Source organism: Mameliella sp. LZ-28 (genome assembly GCF_012274245.1).
GTDB classification, from domain to species: Bacteria; Pseudomonadota; Alphaproteobacteria; order Rhodobacterales; family Rhodobacteraceae; genus Antarctobacter; species Antarctobacter albus.
Map to the genome: position 1 here is coordinate 111098 of NZ_JAANYX010000006.1, position 15673 is coordinate 126770.

Annotated in this window: 14 protein-coding genes and 1 rRNA gene; 8 read left to right on the forward strand and 7 right to left on the reverse strand. The window is 64.3% G+C overall.

Annotated features, from left to right (window positions below):
- Positions 1-3: 3 nt before the first annotated feature.
- From G9Q80_RS04455 to G9Q80_RS04465, 3 genes are all read right to left on the reverse strand, one after another.
- Positions 4-1179 (reverse strand): malate--CoA ligase subunit beta, encoded by a 1176-nt coding sequence (locus tag G9Q80_RS04455; protein ID WP_043145901.1) that lies wholly within the window; start codon positions 1177-1179, stop codon positions 4-6.
- A gap of 23 nt (positions 1180-1202) precedes the next feature.
- Positions 1203-2162, reverse strand: a complete 960-nt coding sequence (locus G9Q80_RS04460; protein WP_043145902.1) for an HpcH/HpaI aldolase/citrate lyase family protein — start codon at positions 2160-2162, stop codon at positions 1203-1205.
- Between the two features lie 86 nt (positions 2163-2248).
- Positions 2249-3451: a pyridoxal-phosphate-dependent aminotransferase family protein gene (locus G9Q80_RS04465; protein ID WP_074622952.1), complete on the reverse strand. Its 1203-nt coding sequence runs from the start codon at positions 3449-3451 to the stop codon at positions 2249-2251.
- Positions 3452-3592: 141 nt separating this feature from the next.
- Between G9Q80_RS04465 and G9Q80_RS04470 the strand changes: the two genes are divergently transcribed.
- Positions 3593-4996, forward strand: a complete 1404-nt coding sequence (locus G9Q80_RS04470; protein WP_043145906.1) for a helix-turn-helix domain-containing protein — start codon at positions 3593-3595, stop codon at positions 4994-4996.
- 84 nt (positions 4997-5080) lie between these two features.
- Here the strand turns inward: G9Q80_RS04470 and tdh are convergent, their stop codons facing one another.
- From tdh to G9Q80_RS04485, 3 genes are all read right to left on the reverse strand, one after another.
- Entirely contained in the window at positions 5081-6121 is a 1041-nt protein-coding gene (gene tdh / locus G9Q80_RS04475; protein WP_043145907.1) for an L-threonine 3-dehydrogenase, read from the reverse strand.
- Positions 6118-7305 (reverse strand): glycine C-acetyltransferase, encoded by a 1188-nt coding sequence (locus G9Q80_RS04480; protein WP_088716549.1) that lies wholly within the window; start codon positions 7303-7305, stop codon positions 6118-6120. Before G9Q80_RS04480 ends, tdh begins: the two co-directional genes overlap by 4 nt.
- A 94-nt stretch (positions 7306-7399) precedes the next feature.
- Positions 7400-7960 carry a helix-turn-helix domain-containing protein gene (locus tag G9Q80_RS04485; protein WP_043145939.1) on the reverse strand — a complete coding sequence of 187 codons (561 nt, stop codon included), beginning with the start codon at positions 7958-7960 and terminating at the stop codon, positions 7400-7402.
- 94 nt (positions 7961-8054) lie between these two features.
- Here G9Q80_RS04485 and G9Q80_RS04490 point away from each other — a divergent pair, with 94 nt between their 5' ends.
- The 7 genes from G9Q80_RS04490 (at position 8055) to G9Q80_RS04520 (ending at position 15493) form a co-directional block, all read left to right on the forward strand.
- A complete protein-coding gene (locus G9Q80_RS04490; protein WP_088716548.1) occupies positions 8055-8972 on the forward strand; it encodes an aminotransferase class IV in 918 nt (305 codons plus the stop codon).
- Positions 8973-9225: 253 nt separating this feature from the next.
- Positions 9226-9951 carry a GntR family transcriptional regulator gene (locus tag G9Q80_RS04495; RefSeq protein ID WP_088716547.1) on the forward strand — a complete coding sequence of 242 codons (726 nt, stop codon included), beginning with the start codon at positions 9226-9228 and terminating at the stop codon, positions 9949-9951.
- Between the two features lie 31 nt (positions 9952-9982).
- Entirely contained in the window at positions 9983-11389 is a 1407-nt protein-coding gene (gene ligM / locus G9Q80_RS04500; RefSeq protein WP_088716546.1) for a vanillate/3-O-methylgallate O-demethylase, read from the forward strand.
- A gap of 120 nt (positions 11390-11509) precedes the next feature.
- Complete coding sequence (locus G9Q80_RS04505) at positions 11510-12487, forward strand: TRAP transporter substrate-binding protein (RefSeq protein WP_043145913.1); 978 nt, start codon at positions 11510-11512, stop codon at positions 12485-12487.
- Positions 12488-13000, forward strand: coding sequence for a TRAP transporter small permease (locus G9Q80_RS04510; protein ID WP_088716545.1), 513 nt, complete (start codon positions 12488-12490; stop codon positions 12998-13000).
- Positions 12997-14301: a TRAP transporter large permease gene (locus G9Q80_RS04515; RefSeq protein WP_088670974.1), complete on the forward strand. Its 1305-nt coding sequence runs from the start codon at positions 12997-12999 to the stop codon at positions 14299-14301. Before G9Q80_RS04510 ends, G9Q80_RS04515 begins: the two co-directional genes overlap by 4 nt.
- 1 nt (position 14302) lies before the next feature.
- Positions 14303-15493 carry a LysR substrate-binding domain-containing protein gene (locus G9Q80_RS04520; RefSeq protein ID WP_168246423.1) on the forward strand — a complete coding sequence of 397 codons (1191 nt, stop codon included), beginning with the start codon at positions 14303-14305 and terminating at the stop codon, positions 15491-15493.
- An 83-nt stretch (positions 15494-15576) separates the two neighbouring features.
- Here the strand turns inward: G9Q80_RS04520 and rrf are convergent.
- A 5S ribosomal RNA gene (rrf, locus tag G9Q80_RS04525) occupies positions 15577-15673 on the reverse strand; the annotation flags it as partial.

Genomic DNA, 15673 nt, shown 5'->3' on the forward strand with positions numbered 1-15673 from the left:
TCCTCAGGCTGCGGCGGATTGCGGGCGGGCGGCGACGGCCTTCTCGGCCGCTTCCTCCAGCGTGTCGGCAGAGATGATCGGCAGACCGCTTTCGCGAATGATCTTCTGCCCTTCCTCGACGTTGGTGCCGCTCAGGCGCACCACCACGGGCAGGTCGATACCGACCTCCTTGTAGGCCTGGATCACCCCCTTCGCGATCCAGTCGCAACGGTTGATGCCAGCAAAGATGTTCACGAGGATCACCGAGACATTCTGGTCCGACAAAACCGTGCGGAAGGCCTGGCAGACCCGTTCGGGCGAAGCGCCGCCGCCGATGTCGAGAAAGTTCGCCGGCTGCCCTCCTGCCAGCTGGATCATGTCCATCGAGGCCATCGCCAGCCCGGCGCCGTTGATGATGCAGCCGATGTCGCCATCAAGGCCGACATAGGCCAGACCGTTGTCATAGGCGGTCGCCTCGCGCGGGTCTTCCTGCGACGGGTCGCGCAGCGAGGCGATGGCAGGATGCTTGTACAGTGCGTTGCTGTCAAAGGACATTTTCGCATCCAGCGCCACCAGATCGCCCGACCCGGTGATGACCAGCGGGTTGATCTCGACCATCATGGCGTCAAGATCGCGGTAGGCGCGATAGCAAGCCCGCAGGAAGGTCGAGAACTGGTCGACCTGCTTGGGCTCAAGCCCCAGCCGGAAGCCCAGCTCGCGCGCCTGGTACAGGGCCAGCCCCACCGCCGGATCGACCACCGACCGCACCAGGCTGTCGGGATCTTCCTCGGCGAGGTCCTCGATCTCCATCCCGCCGTGGCCGGAGGCGACGATCATGATGCGCTCGGTCTTCCGGTCCAGGACAAAGCCCAGGTAGAGTTCCTGCGCGATGTCAGAAGCTTCCTCGACCCAGAGCCGGAACACGCCCTTGCCGTTGGCGTCGGTCTGCTTGGTGACAAGCTGCCGGCCAAGCAGGCCACGGGCGAAGTCGGCCACTTCCTGCTCGGACTTGCAGACCTTGACGCCGCCCACTTCGCCGCGCCCGCCGGAATGGATCTGCGCCTTGACGACCCAGGCGTTCCCGCCCAGTTCACGGGCGCGGTAGGCCGCCTGTTCCGGCGAATAGGCCAGCCCGCCGCGCGGCACCGGGACGCCAAAGCTCTTCAGGATTTCCTTGGCCTGGTGTTCATGAATGTCCATTTCTCATCCTCCCTCTGCGCGGGTTATTCTGCGGCGATGCCGGTTTCCTTGGCGGCAATCGCCTGCGCCATGTCGATCACGTTGCGGGCCATCTTTTCGCTGGCCGCGTCGATCATCTTGCCGTCGAGGCTGGCCGCCCCCTTGCCCGCGGCCTCTGCGGCCTTGAGCTCTTCGATGATCCGCTCGGCCTTGGAAACCTCGGCCTCGGGCGGGCTGAAAACATCGTTGGCCATCGCGATCTGGCTGGGGTGGATGGCCCATTTGCCCTCGCAGCCCAGGGCGGCGGCACGGCGCGCCGCATCGACAAAGCCCTGCCCGTCCGCGAAATCGCCAAAGGGCCCGTCGATGGCACGCAGCCCGTAGGCGCGGCAGGCGATGACCATGCGGGTGATCGAGGCATGCCACTGGTCACCCGGGTAGTTCGGGTTCAGCCCGCCGATGTTCACGGTGCGCGCCCGCATCGAGGCCGCGTAATCGGCCACGCCAAAGTGCAGCGCCTCCAGCCGGCCGCCGAATTGTGCAATCGCCTCGACATTCGCCATGCCCAGCGCGGTTTCGATCAGCGCCTCCAGGCCGACGCGATGGGTCAGGCCGCAGGCCTGTTCGATCTGGTTGATCATCGCCTCGACCATGTAGAGGTCGGCGGGCACGCCCACCTTGGGCACCAGGATCGTCTCGACCCGGTCGCCGGCCTTTTCCATGATATCGACCACGTCGCGGTACATGTAATGCGTGTCCAGCCCGTTGATCCGCACCGAAACCGTCTTGCCCTTGCCGGCCCAGTCGATGTCGTTCAGCAGCTCGACGGCATTCTTGCGCGCCTGGTCCTTTTCGGGGGGCGCCACCGCGTCCTCGAGATCCAGAAAGACGTAATCGGCGGCGCTGTCGGCGGCCTTTTCGACCATCGCGGGGTTCGACGCGGGCACCGCCAGTTCAGAGCGGTGCAGGCGCTGTTTGCGCAGCGGGTGCAGCGTGTGGGACATGGATCTTACCTTTCTTCAAAACATGAGGGGACCGGCCGCGTCCCGTGCAGGGGCGCGTTCATAGGGTCCCGGGTGTCGGGATGGGGTTACTCGGCGGCCACCGCGAAGGGCTGCCGGTACTCGATATCGCCCGCGAACCAGGCCTGCGCCGCACCGACGCCAGAGCCGGGGACCACGGCGGCGCCCGCGCGCATCAGGGAAAGTTCGGCGAGGCTGAGCGCGGTCAGCGCCATGCCCTCGTTGAAATCGCCCAGGTGGCCGATGCGGAAAACCTTGCCGTTCAGACGGCCAAGGCCGGACCCGAAAGAGGCGTTGAGATCGTCATAGGCGATGCGCAGCACCTCGCGGGCATCCACGCCCTCGGGCACGCGGATCGCGCTGACGGTGTTCGAGTAATAGCTGTGATGCTCGGCCACCAGTTCCAGCCCCCAGGCCTTCACCCCGCGGCGGATGCCCTCGGCGAGACGCGCGTGGCGGGCAAAAACCGCCTCCAACCCCTCGGCAAAGATCCGGTCCAGCGAAGCGCGCAGCCCGTGCAGAAGCGGCGTCGGCGGGGTGTAGGGGAAATAGCCGTCGGCATTGAAGGCGCGCATGTCGGCGAAATCGTAGTAGGCGCGGCGCATGGTGGCCGTCTTTGACGCCTCCAGCGCCTTCTGGCTGACACCCAGGATCCCCAGGCCCGCCGGCATCATCATGCCCTTCTGGCTGCCGGTCACGGCCAGGTCGACACCCCAGTCGTCCATCCGGAAATCCATGGACCCGATCGAGGAGACGCCATCGACGAACAGCAGCGCATCGTGGAACGTGCTGTCGAGCGCGCGGCGCACCGCCGCCACGTCCGACACGACGCCGGTCGCGGTTTCGTTGTGGGTGACAAAGACGGCCTTGATCTCATCGTGCACGTCGCGGCCCAGGATCCGCTCGAACTCGCCCACCGGCGCGCTGGCACCCCAGGGAAGATCGACGACGATGGGTTCCAGGCCCAGCATCTCGGCCATCTTGACCCAGAGAGTCGAGAACTGGCCATAACGCGCCATCAGCACCTTGTCGCCGGGGTTCAGCGTGTTGGTGATCGCCGCCTCCCAAGCCGAGGTGCCGGAGCCGGGGAACAGCATGACCTCGCCGGTCGCGGTCTTGAACACGCGCTTGAGGTCGGAAAACAGGCCAAGGGTCAGGCTGCCAAAGTCGCTGGCGCGCATGTCCTGCTGCGGGACGTTCATCGCCTGGCGCACGGCCTCCGGCACATTGGTCGGGCCGGGGATGAAAAGATGGGTCTGTCCGGTGCGCATGGTGCTCCTCCCTTGCGGTTGAGAGACACCATGCGCCAGACATTCAGAAACTGGAAACAAAGCCGGGTCCTGCTGTAAATGCGAGATTTTACAAACGCCCACAATTGTCAAAATGTAAAATTTAGTATACTGTAAAATACCATGAAGACCTTCATCGGACCCCGCCTGCGCCGGCTGCGCATCGAACACGGCCAGACCCAGGTGCAGATGGCCAAGCGCCTGGGCATCTCGACCTCTTACGTGAACCTCCTGGAAAAGAACGAGCGCAGCGTGTCGGTGCCGGTCCTGCTCAAGCTTTTCGAGGCCTATGGCGTCGACTGGCGCGACATCGCCGAGGACGACGACACCGCGCAACTGGCCGACATCCGCGCCGTCCTCCAGGACCCGTTGTTCGAGGGGGCCCGCCCCGACCTGCCGCAGCTGCGCGCCGCGCTGGCGCACAGTCCGGACCTGGCCGCCTGCTTTCTGAAACTGCACCGCGCCTTCATGGCGACGAATGACCAGCTGATGAGCGTGGCCAGCTCCGGCGAGACCGGGCAGCGCGTCCTGCCGCAGACCTCCGAGGCCGTGGTCCACAACTTTTTCCGCAGCAACCGCAACCACTTCGAGGCACTTGAACAGGCCGCCGAAGGGTTCTGGTTCGGCGAGAACGTGGCGCCCGACGACATCTATCCGGCGCTGAAACTGCGGCTGCGACACCGGTTGGACCTGCGGGTTCGGCTGGTCCCGGTGGCCGAGATGCCGACCTCGCTCAGGGAATATGACGAAGAGCGCCGCGAAGTCCGCCTGTCCGAGGCGCTGGACCATCCCAACCGGGTGTTCCAGCTGGTCCATGTGGCCGCGTTGGTGGAACAGAAGGACCTGCTGGACGACATCCTTGGCCGCAGCGGGCTGACCGACGCCAAGGGGCGCGCGCGCTGCCGGGTGGAGCTGGCCAACTACTTTGCCGCCGCCGTGCTGATGCCCTATGACCGCTTTCTGGCCGAGGCGCTGCAGAGCAAATACGACTTCGACCACCTGGCCACGCGGTTCGGTGTCAGTTTCGAACAGGCCTGCCACCGCGCCACCACGCTGCAACGCAGCGGCGCGCGGGGTGTGCCGTTCTTCTTCCTGCGGATCGACAAGGCCGGCAACGTCACCAAGCGATTCAACTCGACCGACTTCCACCTGGCCGAATATGGCGGCGCCTGCCCCCGGCTGGAGGTGCACACCTGTTTCCGGACACCGGGCCTGATTCTGCCCCAGGTGGCCGAGATGCCGGACCGCTCGCAGTTCTTCGTCTTTGCCCGCACCGTGGACCGCCCCAGCTTTGCCCGCCACAGGCAGGACGTGCGGCTGGCGGTGGCGATGGGCTGCGCGATGGAACACGTCGGCAGCATCGGCTACGCCGAGGACCTGAACGTCCGGCAGCCGCATGCGGCCGAAATCGGCATCAACTGCCGGGTCTGCCCGCGCGCCAACTGCGATCAGCGCGCGCACCAGGCGGTGGTCCTCTCCGAGCCGGTGGACGAGAACCGCCGCGGCGCGACGCGCTACGCCGTCTGAGGCCGCCCGTTAACAAGACCTTGCCGCTTTGTACAAAATGCCGGATTCCCTGTACGTTTTGTACAAAACGTACAGGGAATCCCGTCACGCCCAGTCCAGCACCACCTTGCCGGACTTGCCCGATTTCATCACCGCAAATCCCTCTTCGAAGCTGTCGACCGGGAACCGGTGCGTGATGACCCGGCTGACATCCAACCCGTTTTCCAGCATGGCGATCATCTTGTACCAGGTCTCAAAGATTTCCCGACCGTAGACGCCCTTGATCGTGATCGCCTTGAAGACGATGCGCGACCAGTCGACCGGCGATTTGCCCGGCGGAATGCCCAAGAGCGCGATGCGCCCGCCCATCACCAGCGTCTCGACCATCTGGTCCAGCGCCCGCTGGTTGCCGGACATCTCAAGGCCCACGTCGAAACCTTCCTTCATGCCCAGTCGTGCCACCACATCCTTCAGGTCTTCCTCACCCACGTTCACCGGCACCACGTCCGCCACCTGCCCCGCCAGCGCCAGCCGGTCCGGGTTCACATCCGTGATGACGACATGCCGGGCGCCGACATGCCGCGCGACGGCCGCCGCCATGATCCCGATCGGCCCCGCACCCGTGATCAGCACGTCCTCACCCACGAGGTCGAAGCTCAGCGCCGTGTGCACCGCGTTGCCCAGCGGATCGAGGATCGCCCCGATCTCGTCCGGGATGCTGTCCGGCAGGGGCACCACGTTGAAGGCCGGCAGGCGCAGGTACTGGGCAAAGGCCCCCTGCTCGTTCACGCCGATGCCCCGTGTTTCGGGATCGAGGTGGAACTTTCCGGCCCGCGACTGGCGCGAGTGCTTGCCGATCAGATGCCCTTCGCCGCTGCACCGCTGGCCGATGGTCAGGTCATCCACGTTGCGCCCGATCTCGACGATTTCGCCGGCGAACTCATGCCCGGTCACCAGGGGAACGGGCACCGTCTTTTGCGCCCAGTCGTCCCAGTTCCAGATATGGATGTCCGTGCCGCAGATGCCCGTCGCCCTGATCTTGATCAGCACGTCATCCGGCCCGATTTCCGGCACCGGCACACGCTCCATCCACAACCCTTCCTCGGGTTTCGCCTTCACAAGCGCCTTCATCTGGTTACTGGTCATTTGATCACCCCAAGTTCGCGCCCCACCGCGCCAAAGGCCCCAAGAGCCTTGTCCAGGTTCTCGCGCGTCAGGTCCGCGCTCATCTGCGTGCGGATACGCGCCTGCCCCTTGGGCACCACCGGAAAGAAGAAGCCTGAAACATAGACGCCCCTGTCGAACAGTTTCGCCGCCATCTCCTGCGCCACCTTTGCCTCGCCCAGCATGACCGGAATGATGGGATGCTCCCCCGGCAGCAGGTCGAACCCCAGGTCGGTCAGGCCCGCGCGCCAGTAGGCCGCGTTGTCGAAGAGCCGCGCGCGCAAGGCGTCGCCTTCCTCGACCAACCGGATGGCCTCGATCCCCGCGGCCACGACCGCAGGCGGCAAGGCGTTGGAAAACAGATAGGGCCGCGCGCGCTGGCGCAACAGGTCGATCACCGGTTGCGGCCCGGCGATATAGCCACCGATGGCCCCGCCCAGGGCCTTGCCCAGCGTGCCGGTCAGGATGTCGACGTCGACACCGAAATGTGCCGGCGTCCCCTGCCCCTTCGGCCCCATGAAGCCGGTGGCGTGACAGTCATCGACCATCACAAGCGCCTCGTATTTTTCAGCCAGCGCCGTGATCTCGGGCAGCTTCGCCAGGTAGCCATCCATCGAGAATACGCCATCCGTGGCGATCATGACGAACCGAGCACCATCCGCACGCGCCTGTTTCAACTGTGCCTCCAGGTCCGCCATGTCGGAATTGGCGTAGCGATAGCGCCGCGCCTTGCACAGGCGGATCCCGTCGATGATCGAGGCGTGGTTGAGCGCGTCCGAGATAACGGCGTCTTCCGGTCCCAGCAGCGGCTCGAAAAGTCCGCCATTGGCGTCGAAACAGGCCGCGAAGAGGATCGAGTCGTCCTTGCCCAGGAACTGCGCCAGCCGGGTTTCCAACGCGCGGTGCAGGTCCTGCGTACCGCAGATGAAGCGGACAGAGGCCATGCCATAGCCCTTCGGCTCCATCGCCGCCTGAGCCGCGGCAATGAGGTCGGGGTGATCGGCCAGGCCAAGGTAGTTGTTGGCACAGAGACAGATTTTCGTCTCGCCATCGACCATGATCTCACCGCCCTGCGGCGAGGTGATGAGGCGCTCGCGCTTCATCATGCCGTCGGCCTCGATCTGGCTCAGGGTCTCGGTCAGATGGGTCAGGAATCGGTGTGTCATGTCAGCCTCCATTGCGAACAAGCTAACATGACGGACAAAATTCCGAAATAGGGGATTTTCGTAATTACGGATTTTTTTCCGCTATACTGTCAAATCACGCATCCTGAACCACGAGAAAGGCGCGTGCCGGGCTCAGCGCCGCGATCCGGTGCGCCACGTCCGCCGCATAGCGCGCGGTATCGCCGGGACCAAGCCGATCGCTGCCCGAACCGCTGGTCACTTCGACCTCACCTTCGATCACGCTGAGATGCTCGCGCGCGCCCCGCGCATGGGGCAGGCTGTCCAGGACGCCGCCGGCGGAAAGGCGCAGCTCGTAGACCTCGTGCCGGCCGGCCTCTTCAGGCGGGGACAGGATGCGGATCGTGCAGCCACTGCCGCGCTGCTCGATCGTGGGCACGTCCCCGGACCGAAGCACCTCGATCTGGCGCGCCGGGCCTTCTTCGAGCAGGCCCGCAAAGTCCACTTGCAACGCCCGTGTCAGGTTCCAGAGCGTCGCGATGGTGGGCGAGGACTCGCCCCGTTCGATCTGGCTGACCATGCTGCGGGAGACCCCCGACAGCTTGGCCACGGCGTCCAGAGATAGCCCCTGTGCCCGGCGCGCCTCGCGCAGCCGGGCGGGGAGTTTGGCCAAGATGGCGTCAGTGTCTTCCGTCATACCGGAGGAATACCGCCGCGCCGCACGCCGGGCAAGCCCGCTTTCCTCTGGCATCGCGCCATGTCAGCATCGCGCCGAACCAGAGGGGAACAAGATGACCGACGACCATGTTTCGACCCATGACGCCGCGCCGGATGCGCGCAACGATGATATCCGGATCTACGTCGACGGCGAGATCCACCACCGGGACGAGGCGCGGGTGTCCGTCTACGACAGCGGATTCCTGTTGGGGGACGGCATATGGGAGGGGCTGCGGCTCTATGACGGCAAGATTCCCTTTCTGGATGACCACCTCGACCGGCTCTACGAGGCCGCGCTCTACCTGGAGCTGGAGATCGGCAAGACGCGCGAGGAACTGACCCAGGCCATATGGGACACGCTGGCGGCCAACGACATGACCACGGATGTGCACATCCGGCTGATGGTGACACGCGGGCGCAAGCGCAAACCCTTTCAGCATCCGCATCTCAGCGTCTATGGCCCGACGATCGTCATCATCGCCGAGCACTCGAAACCCGACGACAGCGTCATCGACAGGGGCATTTCCCTGTTCACCGTACCGCATCATCGCGGGCTGCCACTGACGCAGGATGCCAAGCTGAACTCGCATTCCAAGCTGAACTGCATCATCGCGCTGAACCATGCCGTCCGCGCGGGCGCCGATGAGGCGCTGATGCTGGACCCCTTCGGATTCGTGAACACGACCAATGCCTGCAACTTCTTCATCGTGCGCAAGGGCGCGGTCTGGACCTCGACCGGGGACTACTGCATGAACGGGATCACGCGGCAAAAGGTGATCGACATCTGCCGCCAGAACGGCATCCCAGTCCATGAACGCAACTACTCTCTGGTCGACACCTATGGCGCCGACGAGGCCTTTCTGACCGGCACCTTCGGCGCACAGACCCCGGTGTTCGAGATCGACGGGCGGGTGATCGGCGGCGGCAAGGCGGGACCGGTGTTTCACCGCATCCGTACGCTCTACAAGGAAATGATCCGGCGCGACGCCTGAATACGGCGCCCAAGAGGCGCCGGTTCAGACGCCATTGATACATCGCGGAACACCACTGCGGCGCCTTGAGTCCCATCGGAAACTCAGAAACGAAAGCTCTCGCCCGCTGACGCGAGGTTGCTCAGCCCTCTTGGCTCGAAGCACACTGTATACAGAAACGACGAAATGGACCCAAAATAGCCCCCGAAAAAAGTTCTTTGACAGATGATGTATACAGAATACCTTTCCCGGCGAGACTTGGGGGAGGAGACCCATGAATCGCCAGGAACGCAGCGTGCAATTTGCGCGGGCCCTGATCGAGCTACGGTCGCTGGTGCTGAACGGAAGCTACGCCGGGGGAGAGCGGCTGGCCGAAACCGCGCTGGCCGAGCGGCTGGACCTGTCTCGCACTCCCTTGCGGCAGGCGATGGACCGGCTGGTGGACGAGGGCCTGCTGGAACGCATCGAAACCGGTGGCTGCCGCGTGGCGCAATTCACGCGGGCCGACATCCACGACGCGATCGAGATGCGCGGCGTGCTTGAAGGCACAGCGGCCCGCCTTGCCGCCGAACGCGGAGCCGTCCCGGAACTGGCCGAGCGCATGGAAACCGTCCTGACGCAACTGGACGAAGCGGTGTCAGGCACGCTTGATTTCAAAGCCTATGTCGCCCTGAACGGCGAATTCCACGACCTGCTGGCCAACCTTGCAGGCAGTCCCGTCGTGGCGCGCGAGGTCGCGCGCGCCGGACGCCTGCCTGCCGCATCCCCCTCGGCCTTCATGCAGGGGCAGGAACTGATCCCGGATTTCCGCGAAAGCCTGACCCGCGCGCAGCGACAACACCGCGCCATCTTTGAGGCGATCATGGACCGCCAGGGCAGCCGCGCCGAGGCGCTGGCGCGCGAACACGCGCGCCTGGCGCGCACCAACCTTGAATACGTGACCAGGGAAGAGCCGGCCCTTGCGGAAAAGGTGCCGGGCCTATCGCTGATCGCGGAGTGACACGACTGACACAGGGAGAGAGGAACCAACAATGCCCAGTCTGAACGACGCAATGAAGAAGTGGAACACCCCGGTCGAGATGCTGCGCAACAGCCAGGCCGGGATGTATGTCTACCCGGTGGTGACGCCGGAATTCCAGAACTGGCGCAATGAACAGGCCGCCTGGCGCGAAAGCGCGGTGCTGTTCGACCAGAGCCACCATATGGACGAGGTCATCGTCGAAGGCCCGCAGGCGACGGAGTTCCTGTCGCACCACGGCATCAACTCCTTCGCCAATTTCGACCTGAACCGGGCCAAGCACTTTGTTCCGGTCACGCCCAACGGCCATGTCATCGGCGACCACATCATTTTCCGCGAGCGCGAGGACAAATACATCCTCGTCGGTCGCGCGCCGACCTCGAACTGGCTGATGTTCGCAGCCGCCTGGGGCAAGTGGAACGTGCGCCTGCGCCACGATCCCCGTTCGCCGTCGCGCCCCGAGGGCGAGCGCGTGCTGCGCGAGCACTACCGCTATCAGATCCAGGGGCCCGAGGCCTACAAGATCTTCGAGAAGATGAACGGCGGCCCGATCCCGGACATCAAGTTCTTTCACGTCGACTGGATCAACATCGGCTCCAAGAAGGTGCAGGCGCTGCGCCACGGCATGTCCGGCGCGCCGGGGCTGGAGGTCTGGGGCCCCTACAAGGACAAGGATTACATCCACTCGGTGATCCTGGAGTCCGCGAAAGAGGCCGGCGTGAACATCGTGCAATGCGGCAGCCGGGCCTATTCGACCAACACGCTGGAATCCGGCTGGATCCCCTCTCCCCTGCCGGGCATCTACACCGGCGACGGGATGCTTGCGGACTACCGCGACTGGCTGGGTGCCGACATGTACGAAGCGGCAGGCGCCATCGGCGGCAGCTTTGTCAGCGACAACATCGAGGACTACTACGTCAACCCGTTCGAGCTGGGCTACGATTTCTACATCGGCTGGAAAAAGGACGACTTCATCGGCAAGGCGGCACTGGAAAAGATCAAGGCCCAGGGCGCCCACCGCAAGAAGGTTACCTTTGAGTGGAACCGCGAGGACGTGCTGAAGGTCATCGCCAGCGGGTTCGAAGAGGGCACGCCCTACAAGTGGATCGACTTCCCGCAGCCCAACTATGCCTCCTCCAGCGCCGACATGGTGATGCAGGGCGACCAGATGGTCGGCATGTCGATGTTCAACGGCTATAGCTGGAACGAACGCTGCATGCTGTCGCTGGGTGTGGTGCACAAGGACGTGCAGGTTGGCGACGTGCTGACGCTGCACTGGGGTGAACCGGACGATACTGCCAAGACCTCGACCGAAAAGCACAAGCAGGCAGAGATCCGGGTACGCGTCTCGCCCACGCCCTATGCAAAAGAAGCCCGCGAGAACTACGCCGACAGCTGGCGGACGAAGGCGGCGGAATAAAAAGGATTCATGCGCCTTCGGGCGGAATGAATTTGTGTCCCGGGCAAGGTCATGCACTACTTTGCCCGGGGATGGACCGCGCCGGGGAGGGCCGGTCGTACCAACCGGGAGGATAATTTAATGAAAATGACCCATCTGATCGCGGGCGCCGCACTTGCCGTCGCCTCTGCCATGAGCGCCCAGGCGCAGGAGCTGAAATTCGCCAATTTCACCCCGCCTTTCCACACCATCAACGCCAGCGTGATCGAAAAGCTGAACGCCGATCTTTCGGCGGCCACCGATGGCGCAGTCAGCGTGCGCGGCTATCACGGCGGCGAGCTGGGAGCCGGTCCGGTCGAACAATACGTCCGCGCCGTTCAGGGCGTGGCCGACATGGTCTGGGGGCTGCCGGGGTACACCTCTTCGCAGTTCGGCAAGACCATGATCGTCGAATTGCCCAATGCCATCCCACTGGACCAGCCGGGGTACGAGGCGCTCTGGGCCGCCTTCGACGAGATCAAGGGAGAGTTCCCGGCCACCAAGCCGATCGCTCTCTGGACCTCGGAACCGAATATTTTCATCATGAAGGACGTGCAGATCCGCACCCCTGCGGACCTTGCGGGGTTGAAGGTCCGCGTCGCCGGCGCCACAGCCGCCGAAGTGGCCGAGGCCCTTGGTGCGACCCCGGTGCAAATGCCGATCAACCAGGTCTACAACGCCTTGCAGACCGGCCTGATCGACGGCGTGATCACCGGCGCCTCGACCCTGTCGGACTTCAAGCTGGACGAGGTCGCCAACAGCTATACCGTGGGTGCCAACCTTGGCCGCCTCGCTTTTTACACTGTGATGGGCCAGTCGTCCTATGACAAGCTGTCGGCAGATGCCAAGGCCGCTGTCGACGCCGTCGCCGGCATGGAGGTTTCCAAATCGGCCGAAATGGCCTGGAACGCGACCGCCGATGCCGCGCTGGAAGCGGCCCGCGCCGACGACACCAACGTGGTGATCGACCTCAGCCCGGAAGAGGCTCAGGCCTTTGCGGATGCCGTCGCCGATGTGGTGAACGGCTATGTCGCTGAAGTCAGCGGAGAGGCCGCGCTTGCCAAGATGCGGGGCGAGTGAGTGCTGACCGCCCTCAGGAAAACCGCGGACGGGCTGATCCGCCTGTCCGCGGCGATCGGCGCCCTGGCACTGATGGCGGAGGTCGGCGTGATCCTGGTGGACGTGATCGGGCGGGCCTTCGGTCATCCTATGTTCGGCAGCCAGGACCTGATCACCATGATCATGGTCATGCTTGTCTTTGGCGGCATGGCGCTCTGTGACCGCAACGGCGGGCATATCGCGGTCGACCTGTTCCAGAAGACCTATCCGCCTTTGATGAACCTCGTCATCGACATCTTCTCTGCCCTCCTTGGTGCCGTGATCTTTGCCTTCATCGCCTGGGCGGTCTGGGAAAGTGCCAAGCTGAGCCAGATGCTGAACCTGTCGACAAACCTGCTGCGCCTGCCCAAGGCCTGGTTCCAGTGGGGCCTGTGCGGCTTTGCCGTTCTGACCGCTCTGGGCATGTTCCTGCGGGCGGTGGAACTGACCCTGTCCCGACGCGACGTGCGCGGTGAATGGAGCAAGACCACATGACAATCGGCGCCATCGGCCTGCTGGGCATCGCCGCCCTGTTGATCCTGCTGATGCTGCGCATTCCCGTGGCCTTTGCCATGTTCCTGGTGGGTTTCCTGGGGATCTGGCACCTGAACGGCTGGAACGCGGCGATGGGGCTCTTGGCCTCGGAAACCTTCACGCTGGCCTCGAACCCGGAACTGGTCATCATTCCGCTGTTCATCCTGATGGGCAATATCGCCACAGTCACGGGGATGAGCCGACAGCTCTACGACGCCGCCTACGCGGTGATCGGGCAGGTCCGCGGCGGACTGGCCTCGGCCACGGTGATCGGCTGCGGCGGCTTCGCGGCCCTGTCGGGGTCTTCCGTCGCCTCGGCCCTGACGATGGGCAAGGTGTCCCTGCGAGAGATGGACCGTTTCGATTATGACCCGCGCCTGTCGACGGGCGTGGTCGCCGCCGGTGGCACGCTGGGCATCCTGATCCCGCCGTCCACCGGCTTTGTCATCTATGCCATCCTGACCGAACAGAGCATCGGGCGGCTGTTCCTTGCAGGTGTCCTGCCCGGCCTGCTGCTGCTGAGCGCCTTTATCCTGACCATCACCATCATGTGCTGGGTGCGCCCCGCCTTTGGCCCTGCCGGTCCCCGCACCACGATCGACGAGAAAAGCCGCAAGCTGCTGGGCGCCCTGCCGATCCTCGTGGTGATCCTGTTGACCATCGGCGGCATCTACGCCGGTCTCTTCTCACCGACGGAGGCAGCGGGGGTCGGCGCCGGTCTGGTGATCCTCTACGGGATCGTCACCCGCACCCTGACGGTCCGCGCTTTCTGGGAGGCCTCCAAGGACAGCATCGTGACCACCGCGACGGTGATGCTGATTCTGATCGCGGCGCATATGATCAACCCCTTCCTGGCCCTCAGCCATATTCCCACCGTCGTCGGAGAGTTCCTTGCCGGGCTTGAAGCAGGGACAATCGGAACCCTCGTGGTGATCCTCTTCGTCTACCTTGTGCTGGGCTGCTTTCTCGAAGGCTTTGCCATGCTGGTCCTGACCCTGCCGATCTTCTTTCCCGTCATTGTCGACCTGGGGATCGACCCGATCTGGTTCGGCGTGCTGGTGGTCCTGACACTTGAAATGGGATTGATTTCGCCCCCCGTGGGGATCAACGTCTTCATCGTCAAGTCGGTGGCGCCCAAGGTCGAACTGGGGACAATCTTTCGCGGGGTCCTGCCCTTCTGGCTGGCGATGATCGCGACGCTGGCGGTACTGATTGCCTTCCCGCAAATCTCGCTGATCCTGCCAAATACGATGTTCAACTGACGTGACAGAAGGCCAGTCGATCCCGCGCAACCTGAGACATCTGCGTCTCTTGCCTGCGATAGCAGAACACCGTTCGCTGACCGGAGCGGCCCAGGTCAGCGGCCTGTCCCAGACCGCCGTGACGCACGCCTTGCACAAGGTGGAAACGGCCGTGGGCAGCGCCCTGTTCGACCGCAACAGTACCGGAGCCTTTCCGACGGATCGCGGTCAGGTACTGCTGGCAAGGGTCCGGCGTGCTCTGGACCGGCTGGACCCGGCCCTCGATGCCCTTGCCCCCGGCCTGTCGCGCGTGGTGACGCATTCCCAGTTGATCGCGCTGATCGCAACCGCCCAGAGCGGCAATGTCACCCTGGCCGCACGGCAACTGGGCCTGGCGCAACCGACGGTCCATCGCGCCGTGACCGAACTGGAACGTGCGGCAGGTCGAACCTTGTTCGACCGGGCGCGCAGTGGATTGGTCCCCCGACGGGCCTGCCTGTCGCTTTGCCGGGCCGCGCGGCTCGCCTTTGCCGAGCTGGACCAGGCAGAGGCGGACCTGGCAGAGTTCGACGGGCGCGAAGGCGGGCGCGTGGTTCTGGGCGCCCTGCCCCTCTCGCGAACCAACCTCCTGCCCGCGGCACTGGTCGCCTTCCGGCAGGAACGACCCGAAACGCCGGTCATCGTACACGACAGTCGCTATGAGGATCTCCTGGCCGGCCTCGTTGCCGGCGAGGTCGATGCCATCATCGGAGCGTTGCGAGATCCCGCTCCGGTCGCGGAGGTCGAACAACACCCGCTCTTCGACGATCGTCTGTGTTTCGTGTCCGGACCCGGGCATCCGCTGACAAAGGAATCCGCTCCGACAATCGCAAGCCTGGTTCAATGGCCCTGGATCGTCCCCCGCCTGGGCGCCCCTGCCCGGCGTCAATTCGAAGAGTTCTTTGCCAAACACGGGTTGAGACCGCCGGAGAACGTCATCGAAAGCGGCTCTGTCCTCTTGATGCGGGAAACGCTGCGTCAGAGCGAGATGCTTGGCTGCATTTCCGGCTGGCAGGCTGCCGCCGAGGTACAACACGGCCTGATGACAGCACTTCCGATTCAACCGGATGTTCCCGCACGCCAGATCGGCGTCACACTTCGCCGCGACTGGATGCCGACCACCGCCCAACGCCGCATGCTGGATCTGCTGAAAGAGGCAGCTCGAAATTTCTGATCCGAAACAGGAAAAGCCCCGCCGGATAAACCGGAAGGGGCTCTTGTTTCATATTTTGCATAGAGGGATTTGGTTTTTACTAGGTTTGGCGGCGACCTACTCTCCCACGTCTTGAGACGCAGTACCATTGGCGCGGTGGCACTTAACGGCCGGGTTCGGAATGGATCCGGGTGTTTTGCT